We start from the raw sequence: 14,753 nt of genomic DNA, 5'->3' as shown, positions 1-14,753 counted from the left end.
CGGGCGCCATACCGGCGACGATCCTCGGCAGTGCCCGGGATCTCGAGGCTCGTTGCCTTGTCCGTCCTCGACCCGGCCAGCAGATCAAGGGCTGGCAGGTGGCCTGCCTGCACATGCAGGCAGTCGTCTCTCAGGGCCAGGGCGATGCCTTCGTCCTTGGCCCGTCGGCTGATTGCGAATACATTCATGGACACCCCTCCAGAACAGCGAATCGGCATGCAAGGGGAACAAGGGGCCCGAAAACGCCCCAAGCAATCAAGGCTAGAGGTCTGTTCCCGGCGGAGCCAAACGGCGGTCGGCAAGGATGGGCATCCAGCGTTGGCGCTTTCGTACGGTGCGTGATAGGGAGAAAGAGGCAGGAGGGGGAGCGCCGAACGCCTGCAGTGGTGTCCCATGCGCGTGGGACCGCTCGGTGTCGCATTTGCCGAAAATAGCAGGTATGGACAGCAAAAAGCCCCGTAAAACGGGGCTCTGTGCTTGTATCTGGTGGAGCCGGGGGGATTTGAACCCCCGTCCGCCAGCTCTCCGCTATCGGTTCTACATGCTTAGCCAGCTCTACTGAGTTAACTCCGCGCCGCCCGAGTGGCAGGGTGCTTGGAGCGAGCTGTATGGGTTTTAGCCGTTACGTCTACAGCGAACTTGGCGGCGATCCTGTTCTGTCTGACGATCACTTCGGGTTTACAGGCATCCCCTGATGATCGCTGGCGCCGAAGCGACCAGATGAAGGTTAGGCGGCTAGCGCGTACCCTTCGAAGTTGTCATCGTTGGCAACTATAGGTTTGCAACAGTGGATTTACGAGTTCTGTTACCAACTCGGCATGCCCCTCAAGTTTCGTTACCGGCGTCGAATCCTAATCGGCCCCAAAACCTTAGGTGGTAAGTCAAGTTTACGGCAAATAGCTCGGCACGTCGACTGTCGAGGCTGGCAAAAATCGCCAGTGGGCTGCTATATGATGGTCTTTCTGACGTCACTGGGTGACGAGACCTTCTATGCCCCGGGCAATGCGATATTCCCTGCGCCAGTGGATCTGGCGCGTCTTCATGCAGTGCGCCCTGATTCCGTTGTTCCTGGTGGAACTCGTGCTGATCGGAGCCTATTTACTGAGCAACGCGGCGATGCGCGATGCGCAGCTCGCACATCTCGAGGAGCGGGCGCAGCAGAGCCTGGCTGGTACCGTGCGGCGCGAGGCAGAGATCATCGGCTGGGATCTGCAAAGTATAGAGAAGCAGACTCGGATTTTCCGCGGTGCCGTCGCCCATGCCCTGCAGGAGCGGAGCTTCCGGCCGGATGCCGTGGAGCGGGCCAGGCACGTGGTCGGTCCGGACGGACTGTTCTACAGCCGCAGCGGCGATGGCCGCGCCGTCTCCTTCTATGTGAAGGACACGCCACCGGAACGGCAGGATCATGCCAAGGCCCTGCGTCTATCGCACCTCGACTTCCTGATGCGTTCGATCGAGGAGGCCGGCCCCCTGGTGGTTGCCGTCCATTTCCGCAGTTGGGACGGCTATATCCGCAGTTATCCGTTCTTCGACGTACTGCAGCGGGATCTTGCCGGCAGGCCGTCTCCCGCGTACGGCTTCTATTCCCGGGCCGACCAGGCCCACAACCCGGGGCGCGAGCCGGTGTGGACCGATCCCTATCCCGACGCGAACGGGCGCTGGCGCATGTCGACGCTCGCCCCGGTCTACCACGGCGATTTCCTGGAGGGGGTGGTCGGCCTGGAGATCGATCTCGAGCGCCTGCTCGCCGACATCGGCGAGCTGGGCGTGCCCTGGCAGGGCCATGCCGTGCTGATCGACGCGGGCGGCAACGTCATGCTCTTGCCGGGTCAGCACAGGAGCCCGGGCGACTCCATTGTCAATGCGCCGCGGTATCTGCGCGAGGTGAAACATCTGCTGCCGGCGGTCGGAGCCGAAGGGGAGGTGCAGACGGCGGTGTTCGATGGCCGCGAGCATCTGCTGGCCTGGCAGGGGATTTCCCAGACCGGCTGGCGTCTGCTGCTGGTCGCGGACAAGGACCGGATTCTCCAGCCGACCCGTGCCCTGGCTGCCCACTACCAGAAGATGGGTTATCTGCTGATCGCCGGTCTGCTGCTGTTCCATGTGCTGTTACTGATGCTCTGGTGGCGACGCTTGCGGCGTCTGAGCCGCGAGCTGGAGCTGCCGATCAGCGGTATCGTCGACATGCTTCGGCATCTGGGCCAGAGCGAGTGGCAGCCGGGAACCGTGCAGCTCTCGCCGCTGCGGGCCAGCCGGATCGAGGAGCTGAATGCGATGGCCGATGCGGTACGCAGCAGCGACCGCCAATTGCAGGCCAGCGAGGCCGAGCGCTCCAGGGCCCAGCGCCTGCTGGAGGTGGTGATGGAGAACACCACCGAGAGTCTTTGGGAAATCGTCGCGGAAAAGAGCCTGATCCGGGTGAGCAGCCGCTTCGCCCGGCGTTTCGCCCTGGACTCCGAATGCGTGACCATCGAGGAATTCAACCGGCTCGTCCATCCGGACGACATGGAGCGTCTCAAGCTGCGGCGCGAGAGCTTCTTCAGCGGCGCCGACGGCGTCTACGAGGTGGAGTACCGCTGTATCGACCGTGCCGGCCAGTACGTCTGGCTGTTGTCCCGCGGCCAGGCCCTGGAATGGGATGCCAATGGCCGGGTGCTGCACTCGGCGGGCACCCATGTGGATATCTCTCGGCTGAAGGCGGTGGAGGAGGATCTGCGTCGCGCCACCCTGGAAGCCCAGGACGCCAGCCGGGCGAAGAGCCGCTTCCTGTCCAGCATGAGCCACGAGCTGCGTACCCCGCTCAATGCGGTGCAGGGCTTCGCCCAACTGATCGAGCTGGAAGTGGAGGGCAAGTCCGAGACGCAGCCGGTTGGCGAGTATGCGCGGGAAATCGTCAAGGCCAGCCGGCATCTCACCGCACTGGTGGATGACATTCTCGACCTCTCCACGCTCGAGGGGCGCCGTCAGCATCTGCAGATCCGGCCGGTCGAGGTGGGGGCCATGCTGGCCAGCTGTGTGGAGCTGGTTCAGCCGCAGGCCCGCGACCTTCGACTGCAGTTGACGCTCGTGTCCGGGCGCCTGCCCCTCTACGTGCAGGCCGACTCCCGTCGCCTGCGGCAGATCCTGCTGAACCTTTTGTCCAATGCGATCAAGTACAACCGCCCGCAGGGCACCGTCACGCTCGGCCACGAGGTACGTCCGGACTGCGTGCGTCTCTGGGTCAAGGACACAGGGCCGGGGCTCGATGCCGACCAGCAGAAGCAGCTGTTCCAGCCCTTCCAGCGCCTGGGGCGGGAAAGCTCGAACATTCCCGGCTCCGGCATCGGTCTGGTGCTGTGTTATGAGCTGGCCGGCATGATGAACGGCAGCCTCGGCTTTCACAGCGAGCTCGGCCAGGGCTGCTGTTTCTGGATCGATCTGCCGGGAGCGGCCTCGCCCGAGGAGCAGCAGGCGGCATTCGGCAACGGCCCGTCGGCCGGACAGGTCGAGTGGGTCGAGGACGATTCCTGAAGCGTGACTGACGGGTGGGGCGTCCCTGCCCCGAAGGGATCAGGCCGGGCGGCCCTTGGCGCGGCTGACCCGGTCGACCAGGTAGACCAGTCCGTGGTAGTCCAGCCCGCTGTACCGGCTGAGGCCGATCTCGCAGGTGCGGCTGGTGGAGATGCCCTCCTCGCAGTACTGCACTGCGTCCTTCAGGCTGCGCAGGGCGTTGGCGTTCAGCTCGGGGGTGGTGAAGCCCTTGTCGCCGGCGAAACCGCAGCAGTGGATGCCCTCCGGAACCACCACTTCCCTGGCGCAGCGCCGGGCGATGTCGATCAGCGCCTCGGCTTCGCCCAGGTGCTGGGTGCTGCAGGTGACGTGCACGGCGACCGGCGCCTCCTGCGGCTCGAAGTCCAGCCGCTCGAGCAGGAAGGTGCGGATGAATCTCACCGGATCGAAGATCTGCAGGCGCGGATCGGGCTGCTCCTTGACCAGGCGCAGGGTGCAGGGGCTGGTGTCGCAGTAGATCGGATCGAGCCCGCCGCGACTGGCCTCGAGCAGGGCGTCGAGGGTTTCCCGGCGCTTGCGCTCGGCCTGTCCGGCATAGCCCTTGGAGGCGAACGGCTGGCCGCAGCAGAGCTTGTCCAGCCCTTCCGGGAAGACTACCTGGTAGCCGGCCTTCTCCAGCAGGGCACGGGTCTTGTCGATCAGCGGCACCTGCTCCTTGTCGTCGCCGGCCGGCCCCATGGCGCGCGATACGCAGGCGGCGAGGTAGACCACCCGTGGCCGCTCGTCGGGCTGCGCTGCGGCAGGCCGCTTCAGTCGCACCGGTTGCGGCATGGCCGGCGTCCACTGCGGCAGGTGCCCGCCGCTGATTCGGGACAGGGCGCTGCTGAACTTCGCCAGGCGCGGCGCGCCGAGCAGGCGGCGCGCGCCGTCGGCGGCGACCAGCACCAGGCGAGAGGCGCGCACGGCAGCGGCGAAGTGTTCTGCCAGCCAGTCGGCGGTGCCGTTGCGGCCGGCGTCCAGACCGCGCAGCTTGCGCACCAGGTCGCCGGTGTTGATCCCCACCGGGCAGCGCTGGGCGCACAGGCCGGTGGCCGCGCAGGTGTCGATGCCCTGGTAGCGGTAGGCCTTCTCCAGAGTGTCGCTGGCCGTGCCGTTGCGCCGTCTGGCCTGGATGTCGCGCCACATGACGATGCGCTGGCGCGGCGTCAGGGTCAGGCCGCGGGACGGGCAGACCGGCTCGCAGAAGCCGCACTCGATACACTTGTCGACGATCTCGTCGGCGGCCGGCAGCGGCTTGAGGTTCTTCAGGTGGATCTCGGGATCTTCCGAGAGCACCACGTCGGGGTTGAGGATGCCCTGGGGATCGAGCAGGCGCTTGATTCTCCACATCAGCTGGTAGGCATCCTGGCCCCATTCCAGCTCGACGAAGGGCGCCATGTTGCGCCCGGTGCCATGCTCGGCCTTCAGCGAGCCGCCGAACTCCACCGCCACCAGCTGCGCGACCTCCTGCATGAAGGCCTCGTAGCGGGCGACCTGGGCCGGCTCGTCGAAGCCCTGGGTGAAGACGAAGTGCAGGTTGCCCTCCAGGGCGTGGCCGAACAGGATCGCCTCGTCGTAGCGGTGCTTCTCCAGCAGCTGGATCAGCCGGTTAACGCCTTCGGCCAGGCGTTCGATCGGGAAGGTGACGTCCTCGATGATCACCGTGGTGCCGGTCTGGCGCACCGCGCCGACCGCCGGGAAGGTGTCCTTGCGGATCTTCCACAGCTGGTTGTAGACGGCCGGGTCGCTGCTGAAGTCGACCTGCTTCTCCACCGGGAAGCCGGCGATGGACGCCGTGATCCGCTCGATCTGCTCCTCCAGCAGCGAGAGGCCGGAGGCGCGGGTTTCGATCAGCAGGGCGCAGGCACCGGCGGAAAGTGCCTTGACCCACTCCGGCATGCCCGGCTTGTCCTGCACCGAGCGCAGGCTGCGCCGGTCGAGCAGTTCCACCGCCGAGACCGGCTGCTGCTTGAGCACCGGCACGGCGTTGCAGCAGGTCTCCACGTCGGGGAAGACGATCAGCGCGCTGGCCTTGTGCGGGTGCTCGGGCACCGTGTGGTAGGTCACCGCGCTGATGAAGCCCAGGGTGCCCTCGGAGCCGACCATCAGGTGGGTGAGGATGTCCAGCGGCTGGTCGTAGTCGACCAGGGCGTTGAGCGACAGGCCGGTGGTGTTCTTCAGCCGGTACTTGTGGCGGATCTTCGCCGCCAGCGTCTCGTCGGCGCGGGTCTGCCGGCCCAGTTCGGCGAGCTGCTCGAGCAGCTCGCCGTGGCTGGCCTGGAAGCTCGCCACGCTGAGCGGGTCCTCGGTGTCCAGCACGGTACCATCGGCCAGCACCAGACGCAGGGCGGCGAGGGTGTGGTAGCTGTTCTGCGCGGTGCCGCAGCACATGCCGCTGGAGTTGTTGGCGACGATGCCGCCGATCTTCGCCGCGTTGATCGACGCCGGGTCCGGGCCGATCTTGCGTCCCAGCGGAGCCAGCACGGCGTTGGCGTGGGCGCCGATGACGCCGGGCTGCAGGCGGATCTGCGCGCCGCCGTTGCGGATGTCGCGGCCGTTCCACTGCTCGCCGAGGACGATCAGCACCGAGTCGGTCACCGACTGGCCGGAGAGGCTGGTGCCGGCGGCGCGGAAGGTCACCGGCACGCGGGAGGTAGAGGCCAGGCGCAGCAGCTTGACCACTTCGGCCTCGGTCTCGACGCGCAGCACCAGCTTGGGAATCAGCCGGTAGAAGCTGGCGTCGGTGCCGAAGGCCAGCGTCGACAGCGGATCGTCGAAGCGCCGCTCGCGGGGAATCAGGCGTTCGACGGCGCTCATAAAGGAAGCGGGCAGACTCATGCATCCTCCAGGATCAACACGACCAGATCCTTGGGGCCGTGGGCACCGTAGGCCAGCACCTGCTCGATGTCGGCGGTCTTCGACGGGCCGGACACCAGCAGGGCGTTGGTCGGCATGCCGGCGGCCCAGCGCTGCTTCTGCTGCACCTCGTGGAAGTTGTCGTAGACCTCGCTGGCCTTGAGCAGGGCGAAATGCACCGGCGGCACCAGGCTCATCAGCCGCGGCTCCTCGCGGGTCGGCCAGAGGATCAGGCTGCCGGTGGCGGCGATGGCGCCGAGGGTGCCGGTCAGGCTGGCCGGGGTGTCGTCGAACAGCTCGGCCTTCCATTCCTCGACCGGCCGGTCGTAGGCCTTGAGCCGCGGCAGGCCCTCGCGTCCGGCGAAGTGTGCGGCGAGCTGCGCGCCGTGGGCGGTGCTCGGGGCAATCAGCAGGCTGGGGAGTTGCTTGTCGGCCAGCAGCTTTTCCAGCAGCGCCGGCCAGTCGGCCGCGGTGGTCAGGTGGGTTTCGGTGTGCACCGCTTCCATCAGTTGGCGCAGGCGCGAGATGCGCTCGGCGGCCGGGTAGCTCCAGGGCCGGGTCACCAGGTCCACGTCGTAGTCGTCGGCCACCGGTGCGGTGCCTTCGAGGCTCTTTCTCAGCTTGGCGAGGATATTGGCTTTGGCCGACATCATTTGCCCTCCAGGTGCTCGCGGGCCAGCTCGTGCAGCGAGCGGGCGGCCGGTTTCGGTGCGCTGTGGTTCTGCGTCCAGGGGCCGAGGTTGCTTGGCGTCAGGCCGCGCAGGCGGGTGGCGAAAAAGCCGAAGACGCGATACAGCCATGGCGAGCGGTTGAGCAGGCGCCAGCCCTTCCACAACAGGCGTTCGCGCGGCGAGTACTTGCTGCCCTGGCCGCGCATGACCTTGTGCGGGTCGTCCGGGGCTTTGACGTTCTCCTCGCGCAGGCGGCGCAAGAGCGAGGGGATCGGGATCTTCACCGGGCAGACTTCGCCGCAGGCGCCGCACAGCGAGGAGGCGCTGGGGTGGTCGGGGGTGTTCTCGAGGCCCATCAGGTGCGGCGAGATAATCTTGCCGATCGGCCCGGGATAGACGGTGCCGTAGGCCTGGCCGCCGATCCGGGTGTACACCGGGCAGTGGTTCATGCAGGCGCCGCAGCGGATGCAGTTGAGGGTCTGGCGCAGCTCGCCGTCGGCGAAGGCCTGGCTGCGGCCGTTGTCGAGCAGCACCAGGTGGACTTCCTGCGGGCCGTCCAGCTCGTCGGCCTTGCGCGGCCCGGAGATCATGTTGACGTAGGTGGTGATGCCCTGGCCGAGCGCCGAGCGGGTCAGCAGGGAGAGCAGCGGCACCACATCGCGCAGGTTCTCCACCACCTTCTCGATGCCGGTGACGGCGATGTGCACCGGCGGCACCGTGGTCGACATGCGGCCGTTGCCCTCGTTCTCCACCAGCAGCAGGGTGCCGGTCTCGGCCACCGCGAAGTTGACCCCGGAGACGCCGATGTCGGCCTCGAGGAACTTCTTGCGCAGCACACGCCGACCGGTCTGGATCAGCGCATCGACGTCTTCGGTATAGGGTTCGCCGAGCCGGTCGTGGAACAGGTCGGCGACCTGCCGGGCGTTCTTGTGGATCGCCGGCATGATGATGTGGGTGGGCTTCTCGTGGTCGAGCTGGATGATGTACTCGCCCATGTCGGATTCCAGGGCCTCGATGCCGTGGCGTTCGAGGAAATGGTTCATTTCCATTTCTTCGCTGACCATCGACTTGCCCTTGATCACCTGTTTGGCCTGATGGCGCTCGGCGATCTCCAGCACGATGCGATTGGCCTCCTCGGTGGTTTCCGCCCAGTGCACCTTCACGCCGTTGCGGGTCAGGTTGGCTTCCAGCCGCTCGAGCAGTTCCGGCAGCCTGGACAGGGCGCGGGCGCGCACGTGGTTGCCCATCTCGCGCAGGTGCTCGCGCTCATACTCGTCCGGCATCGAGGCCAGGCGCTTGGCCATCAGCGAATCCATGGCCTTGCGCATGTTGCCGCGCAACTGGGCGTCGCCGAGGGCATTGTGGGCGTTGTGCTTGAGGTCGCGGCTGGAGAGCTCCACCGCCGGGATGCGGGCCTGGCTGTTCATCGGGCGCCTCCGGTGCGTTTCCAGAGGAAGCTGGCCAGGTGCTGGCCGCGCAGCGGCGCGTGCTGCTTCTCCAGCGCGCCGTTGATGTTGAGCAGGCAGCCGCCGTCGGCGCTGACCACCTCGGCGGCGCCGGAGTCCTGCAGAGCGCGGGTCTTGTCGGCGACCATGGCGCCGGAGATGTCAGGCATGCGCACGCTGAAGGTGCCGCCGAAGCCGCAGCACTCGCCCTCGTGGTCGTGCTCGACGCGCTCGACCCGCTCCAGTTGGGCGAGCAGGGCACGGCCGTGCAGGTGGGTGTTCATCTCGCGGCGCGCCGAGCAGGAGGTGTGCAGGGCGATGCGGGTCGGCTGGCCCCGGTCCTTGAACTCGACCTTGCAGATGTGCAGGAGGAACTCGGCCAGCTCGAAGGTCCGTGCGGCCAGGGCCTGCACCTGGCGCAGGGTGGCCGGCTCGTCCTTGAACAGCTCGCAATAGTGATGGCGGATCATCCCGGCGCAGGAGCCGGACGGCACGACCAGCGGCCAGTCCTCGGCAAACAGCGCCAGCTGGGCGCGGGCGACCTCCCGCGCCTCGTCGGTGTAGCCCGAGGTGTAGGCCGGCTGGCCGCAGCAGCTCTGTTCCTGCGGGAAGTGCACCTGGATGCCTTCGCGCTCGAGCAGGCGGATGGCGTCGAGGCCGGCCTCGGGGAAGAACAGGTCGAGCACGCAGGTGCCGAACAGGTAGGCGTTGCCCGGTTTCTGCGCCGGGTACTGGCGCGGTTCGGGCAGGGGCGGCGCCACGCGGGTGGCGTTGGGCGCGGCATTGTAGAAGAGTTCGCTCATCGGGATCTCCGATCATCCATTGGCCTGGTTGTCACGGCATCGGCGAAACCCGCACGAGGCGGGTTTCGCACGGTCGGCAGCGGCCGTCAGCGGGCGTTCACCAGCGGATCGCTGACACCGAGGACATAGATCGCGAGCAGGGCGATCAGGCCGGTGAACAGCACGTAGTAGAAGGTCGGCCACACGGTCTTGCGCAGGGTGCTGCCTTCGCGTCCGAGCAGGCCGACGGTGGCGGAGGCGGCGACCACGTTGTGGATCGCCACCATGTTGCCGGCAGCGGCACCGATGGCCTGCGCGGCGACGATCAGCGCGCCGGAGATGCCGAGGTTCTCGGCGACGCCGAACTGGAACTGGCTGAGCATCATGTTGCTCACCGTGTTGGAGCCGGCGATGAAGGCGCCCAGGGCGCCTATGCTCGGCGCCAGCAGCGGATAGATGCTGCCGACGCTGTCGGCCACCCATTGCGCCATGGCGATCGGCATGCTCGGCAGCCCGCCGGTATTGACGCCGGAGTTGATCAGGATGCGCACCATCGGCACGGTGAACAGCAGGACGAAGCCGGCGCCGAGCAGCACCTTGCTCGATTCGCCAACTGCCGCTGCCAGTTCGCGGGTCTTCATGCCATGCAGGAAGAAGGTGGCGATGACCACGGCGACCAGGATGCCGCCCGGCAGGTACAGCGGCATGAAGTCGGCCTTGATCCCGGTTTCGCCGAGCAGGTCGGGGAACACCACGATCACCGATTTCAGGGCGCTGCCGACTTCCGGGAACACCCGGCTGATCACCAGCAGCAGGCCGACCAGCACATAGGGCAGCCAGGCGCGCAGGGTGCTCATCGGCCGCTGGGTGAGCGCATCGAGCTTCATCTCCACGCTGCCCAGCCATTCGTTCGGCCAGTCCTTGGCGTCGGCGAAGTCCCAGGTCTTCTTCGGTACCAGGAAGCCGTAGTGCGCGGCGCTGGTGACAATGGCCAGACCAATCAGCCCGCCGGCCAGCGAGGGGAACTCCGGACCGAGGAACACGCCGGTGGCGACGTAGGGCAGGGTGAAGGCCAGGCCGCCGAAAATGGCGAACGGCAGCACCTCGAAGCCGGCCTTCCAACTCTTCTCCTTGCCGAAGAAGCGGGTCAGCATCAGCACCATGATCAGCGGCATCAGAGTGCCGACGATGGCGTGGATGATCGCCACGTTGCTGGTGATCAGTTGCAGGAACACCTCCCAGCTGGAGCCTTCGGCGCTCAGGCGGGCGCCCAGGCTGGCGCTGTCCAGGCCGCTGTTGACGCCGATGATGATCGGCGTGCCGACCGCACCGAAGGACACCGGGGTGCTCTGTACCAGCATGCCCATCAGCACCGCGGCCAGCGCCGGAAAGCCGATGGCCACCAGCAGCGGGGCGGCGATGGCCGCCGGGGTGCCGAAGCCGGAGGCGCCTTCGATGAAGCAGCCGAACAGCCAGGCGATGATGATCGCTTGGATGCGCCGGTCGGGGCTGATGGTGGTGAAGCCGGCGCGGATCACGGCGATGGCGCCGGAGTGCTTGAGGGTGTTGAGCAGCAGGATGGCGCCGAAGATGATCCACAGCACGCCGATGGTGATGACCAGACCCTGCAGGGTGGAGGCGAGCACGCGGTTGAGGCTCATGTCCCAGACGTACAGGCCGATGCCGGCGGTGAGCAGGTAGACCAGCGGCATGGCGCGCTTGGCCGGCCAGCGCAGGCCGACCAGCAGGGCGGCAGCGAGCAGGATCGGGGAAAAGGCGAGAAGCGCGAGGATTCCGGGTTGCATGGGCTGTACCTCGGATCAGGGCGCGACGCGCGGGCAGGTGGACAGGGGATGGCAGGCAAGCGGAGCAGGCATGGCTGGACCTCGTGGCCGGTTATTGGATTTGTTGGCCTAAATTGGTAATACCAATTTACAAATGGCGAGGCTCAGGGTAAAAGTTGAAATTGACGTCTGTCAATCGCCCCTGCTTTGACTTTAGTCGCTCGACTATGGCTTGTGAGGCTTTCCGTCCAGGCGTTAGGCTTGCCGGCTGCGTGCTCCGGCAGGAGCTTGAGCGGTCAAACCACTGGAGAGGAAGGAATGGGATTCGGTCCGGTTCGGCAGCGTCGTCTGTCGGATGACATCGTCGAGCGTCTGGAGGCAATGATTCTCGAAGGCTCGCTCAAGGCGGGCGAGCGCCTGCCGGCGGAGCGTGTGCTGGCCGAGCAGTTCGGCGTGTCGCGCCCCTCGCTGCGCGAGGCGATTCAGCGGCTGGCGGCACGTGGCCTGCTGGTCAGCCGCCAGGGAGGCGGCACCTATGTGGCCGAGGCGCTGGGTTCGACCTTCAGCGACCCGCTGGTGCAGTTGCTGGAAAGCAGCACCGAGGCGCAGCGCGACCTGCTGGAGTTCCGGCATACACTGGAGGGCGCCTGCGCCTTTTATGCGGCGCAGCGCGCCACGCCCCTGGATCACGAGCGCCTGCGTGCCGCCTTCCAACGGCTGCAGCGCTGCTACGAAGCCTCGGTGCCCGGTGGCAGCACCGAGGAGGGCCTGGCCGATGCGCACTTTCATCTGGCGATCGCCGAGGCCAGCCACAATGCCGTGCTGCTGCATACCATCAAGGGGCTGTTCGATCTGCTTCAGCGCAACGTAGTGACCAATATCGGCGGCATGTATGCCCAGCGCGGAGAGACCCGCGACATGCTGATGCAGCAGCATCGCGAGCTGTACGAGGCGATCGTCGGCGGGCGGGCCGAAGAGGCGCGAGTGGTATCCAGTCGGCACATTCATTATGTGCAGGAGGTGCTGGCCGAGGTGCGGCAGGAGGCGCAGCGCGAGGCGCGGGCGCGGCGACGCCAAGGGTTGGCCGAGGGCTGACGGGGCGGGGCGGCGCCAGGGTGGCGTCGCCCCGTGGTTCAATCTTCCTTGCCCTTGCTGCGTATGGCGCGCTGGATTTCCCGGTCTGAGTCGCGCGCCTTCTCGGTGTCGCGCTTGTCGTACTCCTTCTTGCCCTTGGCCAGGGCGATCTCGCACTTGATCAGATGCTTCTTCCAGTACAGCGAGAGGGCGACGCAGGCGTAGCCCTTCTGCTGGACGGCGCCGAACAGCTTGCCGAGCTCGCGCTTGTGCAGCAGCAGTTTGCGTGTGCGGGTGGGGTCGGCGATCACGTGGGTGCTGGCCGTCGTCAGGGGTGTGATGTGGCTGCCCATCAGCCAGGCCTCGCCATCCTTCAGCAGTACGTAGCTGTCGACCAGCTGTGCCTTGCCGGCACGCAGGCTCTTCACTTCCCAGCCGGACAAGGCCAGGCCGGCCTCGAACTTCTGCTCGATGAAATAGTCGTGCAGCGCCTTCTTGTTTTGCGCGATGTTGCCCTGAGGGTGTTTCTTTTGCTTAGCCATAGGGCGCGCATTATAGGCAGTTGCGGGCGGGCTGGCGACACCGAGCTTGAGGGGGGGCGGTTAATTTCGGACAATGCCCAATCGCTGCTGCATGCGGCTGCGGCCGGGGCGTACCTGGGGTCCGCCGGCTGTGCCCTTGTCTGAGCTTCTGGCATCTCCTCGCAGGGGCTGCAGGTGCCAGGCGTGCTGCCGTGTTTGCCGGCGAATTGACGAAGTAACCGAGAGTGCATTGAATGGCGACGCGCATACACCGCTCGGCACTGCTGCCTTTTCCGGCGCGTGTCCTTTATGACCTGGTCAACGACGTGGCGCACTATCCGGATTTTCTCCCCTGGTGCAGCGCCACCGAGGTGCTGGAGGTCAGCGAGACGCATATGCGCGCCAGGCTGGAAGTGGCCAAGGGGGGCTTGAGTCAGCGCTTTCTCACCCGCAACGCCCTGCAGCCGGGGCGGAGCATCGAGATGAATCTGGAGGAGGGGCCCTTCACCCATCTGCATGGTCTCTGGGAGTTCAAGGCGCTCGGCGAGAAAGCCTGCAAGATCAGCCTTGATCTGACCTTCGACTACTCCGGGCCACTGGTCAAGGCGACCCTCGGGCCGCTGTTCAACCAGGCGGCCAATACCCTGGTGGATGCCTTCTGCGAACGGGCCAAGCAACTGTATGGATAGGCAGAGCATCGCCGTGGAAGTGGTTTATGCCCTGGCGGATCGGCAGAGACTCGTCTGCCTGAGCGTGCCGCGTGGTACCACGGTGCGCGAAGCGGCCTTGCGCTCCGGGCTCGACCGGGAGTTTCCCGGCCTGGACCTGGCGAACAGTCCTCTGGGAGTCTTCGGCAAGGTGGTGCCCAGGCCGGAGGAGCGTGTGCTGGAGGAGGGCGAGCGGGTGGAAGTCTATCGTCCGCTGATCGCCGATCCCAAGGAGGTGCGCAAGCTGCGGGCTGCCAAGGCCGCCAGGGTCAAGGCGGACGAGGGAGCGCCAGAGTAGGGGCTTCTGGAGGCCTGCGGACCGGTCGGCCTATTGCGGGCTGGGGTCCAAGGGTTCCGGCGTCGGTACGGGTTCGCTTTCCGCCTCGTCCACTTCGCGCTGGATCTCCTCGAGCAGGGAGCCGGGCTTGATCGGCTTTTCGCCCTCCCCGCTCGGCGCCCTTCTGATGACAGTGCCGCCACTGCCTCCCATGATCTCTTCTTCGCGTGTGACGCCGGGGAGGAAGTCGCCGGCCAGGCCGACCAGCAGGTCGTTGCTGTCGAACACCAGGCTGACCCGCTCCTGCAGCCGCTGGCCGCCGCCGGGTTTGATGCTGTACAGATAATCCCAGCGATTCGGATGGAAGGTATCGGTGATCAGCGGGCTTCCCATGACAAACCGGACTTGCCGGCGGGTCATTCCGGGGCGCAACTGGTCTATCATGTCCTGCGTCACGACATTGCCCTGCTGAATGTCGATTTTGTACACCCCGGGAATCGTGCAGCCGGCAAGAGCGAGCAGGCCCACGAGGGGTAGACTGGTCAGCATGAGCTTGGTGTTTTGCATTGCTGGGAGAGTTCCGCTATCTGCTGGGGCAACGAATCCCTGATAATACCCGCATTGAAGGAGGCTGCGAAGCAGCAGCAAGAAAGCCGACCATGGTTGAAAATAACGAACTGCGTAAAGCCGGTCTGAAAGTTACCCTGCCGCGCGTCAAGATCCTGCAGATGCTCGATTCCGCCGGGCATCGCCACATGAGTGCGGAGGATGTCTACAAGGCGTTGATGGAGGCCGGAGAAGACGTGGGGCTGGCGACGGTCTATCGGGTGCTGACCCAGTTCGAGGCGGCTGGGCTGGTGGTGCGCCATAATTTCGATGGCGGACATGCGGTGTTCGAGCTGGCCGACAGCGGTCACCACGACCACATGGTGTGCGTGGATTCCGGCGAGGTGATCGAGTTCTACGATCCGGATATCGAAAAGCTGCAGCGGGAAATCGTCAAGCGACACGGCTTCGAGCTGGTCGACCACAACCTGGTGCTCTACGTGCGCAAGAAATCCTGAGGTCGGACAGCCTCTTTCATCAGTGGAAAGGCGACCGGTTGGTC

12 protein-coding genes and 1 other RNA gene are annotated in these 14,753 nt (G+C 66.1%); 5 read left to right on the top strand and 8 right to left on the bottom strand.

Annotated elements, in window-relative coordinates; translation table 11 throughout:
* Positions 1 to 484: 484 nt before the first annotated feature.
* Positions 485 to 863, bottom strand: a transfer-messenger RNA (tmRNA) gene (gene ssrA, locus GCU53_RS08695).
* 127 nt (positions 864 to 990) lie between these two features.
* On the opposite strand from ssrA, the gene GCU53_RS08690 reads away from it, so the two are divergent.
* Positions 991 to 3,510, top strand: coding sequence for an ATP-binding protein (locus tag GCU53_RS08690; RefSeq protein ID WP_244307082.1), 2,520 nt, complete (start codon positions 991 to 993; stop codon positions 3,508 to 3,510).
* Between the two features lie 39 nt (positions 3,511 to 3,549).
* Here the strand turns inward: GCU53_RS08690 and GCU53_RS08685 are convergent, their stop codons facing one another.
* From GCU53_RS08685 to GCU53_RS08665, 5 genes are all read right to left on the bottom strand, one after another.
* Positions 3,550 to 6,366: an FAD-binding and (Fe-S)-binding domain-containing protein gene (locus tag GCU53_RS08685; RefSeq protein WP_152387262.1), complete on the bottom strand. Its 2,817-nt coding sequence runs from the start codon at positions 6,364 to 6,366 to the stop codon at positions 3,550 to 3,552.
* The gene (locus tag GCU53_RS08680) at positions 6,363 to 7,034 is read right to left on the bottom strand and encodes a LutC/YkgG family protein (protein ID WP_152389829.1); all 672 of its coding nucleotides are present in this window, start codon (positions 7,032 to 7,034) and stop codon (positions 6,363 to 6,365) included. Before GCU53_RS08680 ends, GCU53_RS08685 begins: the two co-directional genes overlap by 4 nt.
* Positions 7,034 to 8,482: a LutB/LldF family L-lactate oxidation iron-sulfur protein gene (locus GCU53_RS08675; protein ID WP_152387261.1), complete on the bottom strand. Its 1,449-nt coding sequence runs from the start codon at positions 8,480 to 8,482 to the stop codon at positions 7,034 to 7,036. Before GCU53_RS08675 ends, GCU53_RS08680 begins: the two co-directional genes overlap by 1 nt.
* Entirely contained in the window at positions 8,479 to 9,303 is an 825-nt protein-coding gene (locus GCU53_RS08670; RefSeq protein WP_152387260.1) for a (Fe-S)-binding protein, read from the bottom strand. The genes GCU53_RS08675 and GCU53_RS08670 overlap by 4 nt, the downstream gene beginning before the upstream one ends.
* An 86-nt stretch (positions 9,304 to 9,389) precedes the next feature.
* On the bottom strand, positions 9,390 to 11,087 hold the full coding sequence (locus tag GCU53_RS08665; RefSeq protein ID WP_152387259.1) for an L-lactate permease: 1,698 nt from the start codon (positions 11,085 to 11,087) through the stop codon (positions 9,390 to 9,392).
* Positions 11,088 to 11,384: 297 nt separating this feature from the next.
* Here GCU53_RS08665 and GCU53_RS08660 point away from each other — a divergent pair, with 297 nt between their 5' ends.
* Positions 11,385 to 12,161, top strand: a complete 777-nt coding sequence (locus GCU53_RS08660; RefSeq protein WP_152387258.1) for an FCD domain-containing protein — start codon at positions 11,385 to 11,387, stop codon at positions 12,159 to 12,161.
* A gap of 38 nt (positions 12,162 to 12,199) precedes the next feature.
* Here GCU53_RS08660 and smpB read toward each other — a convergent pair whose 3' ends face one another.
* Positions 12,200 to 12,682, bottom strand: a complete 483-nt coding sequence (gene smpB / locus GCU53_RS08655; protein ID WP_152387257.1) for an SsrA-binding protein SmpB — start codon at positions 12,680 to 12,682, stop codon at positions 12,200 to 12,202.
* A 233-nt stretch (positions 12,683 to 12,915) separates the two neighbouring features.
* On the opposite strand from smpB, the gene GCU53_RS08650 reads away from it, so the two are divergent.
* Complete coding sequence (locus tag GCU53_RS08650; RefSeq protein WP_152387256.1) at positions 12,916 to 13,350, top strand: type II toxin-antitoxin system RatA family toxin; 435 nt, start codon at positions 12,916 to 12,918, stop codon at positions 13,348 to 13,350.
* Positions 13,343 to 13,666, top strand: coding sequence for an RnfH family protein (locus tag GCU53_RS08645; RefSeq protein WP_152387255.1), 324 nt, complete (start codon positions 13,343 to 13,345; stop codon positions 13,664 to 13,666). The genes GCU53_RS08650 and GCU53_RS08645 overlap by 8 nt, the downstream gene beginning before the upstream one ends.
* Positions 13,667 to 13,696: 30 nt before the next feature.
* Here the strand turns inward: GCU53_RS08645 and GCU53_RS08640 are convergent, their stop codons facing one another.
* Entirely contained in the window at positions 13,697 to 14,212 is a 516-nt protein-coding gene (locus tag GCU53_RS08640) for an outer membrane protein assembly factor BamE (RefSeq protein WP_152387254.1), read from the bottom strand.
* Positions 14,213 to 14,304: 92 nt separating this feature from the next.
* Here GCU53_RS08640 and fur point away from each other — a divergent pair, with 92 nt between their 5' ends.
* On the top strand, positions 14,305 to 14,709 hold the full coding sequence (gene fur / locus GCU53_RS08635) for a ferric iron uptake transcriptional regulator (RefSeq protein ID WP_012702790.1): 405 nt from the start codon (positions 14,305 to 14,307) through the stop codon (positions 14,707 to 14,709).
* Positions 14,710 to 14,753: the final 44 nt, after the last annotated feature.

The organism is Azotobacter salinestris, from assembly GCF_009363155.1.
Classification (GTDB): Bacteria; Pseudomonadota; Gammaproteobacteria; order Pseudomonadales; family Pseudomonadaceae; genus Azotobacter; species Azotobacter salinestris.
Note: the sequence above shows the minus strand (reverse complement) of the source record. Positions and strands in the feature narration are given on the sequence as shown.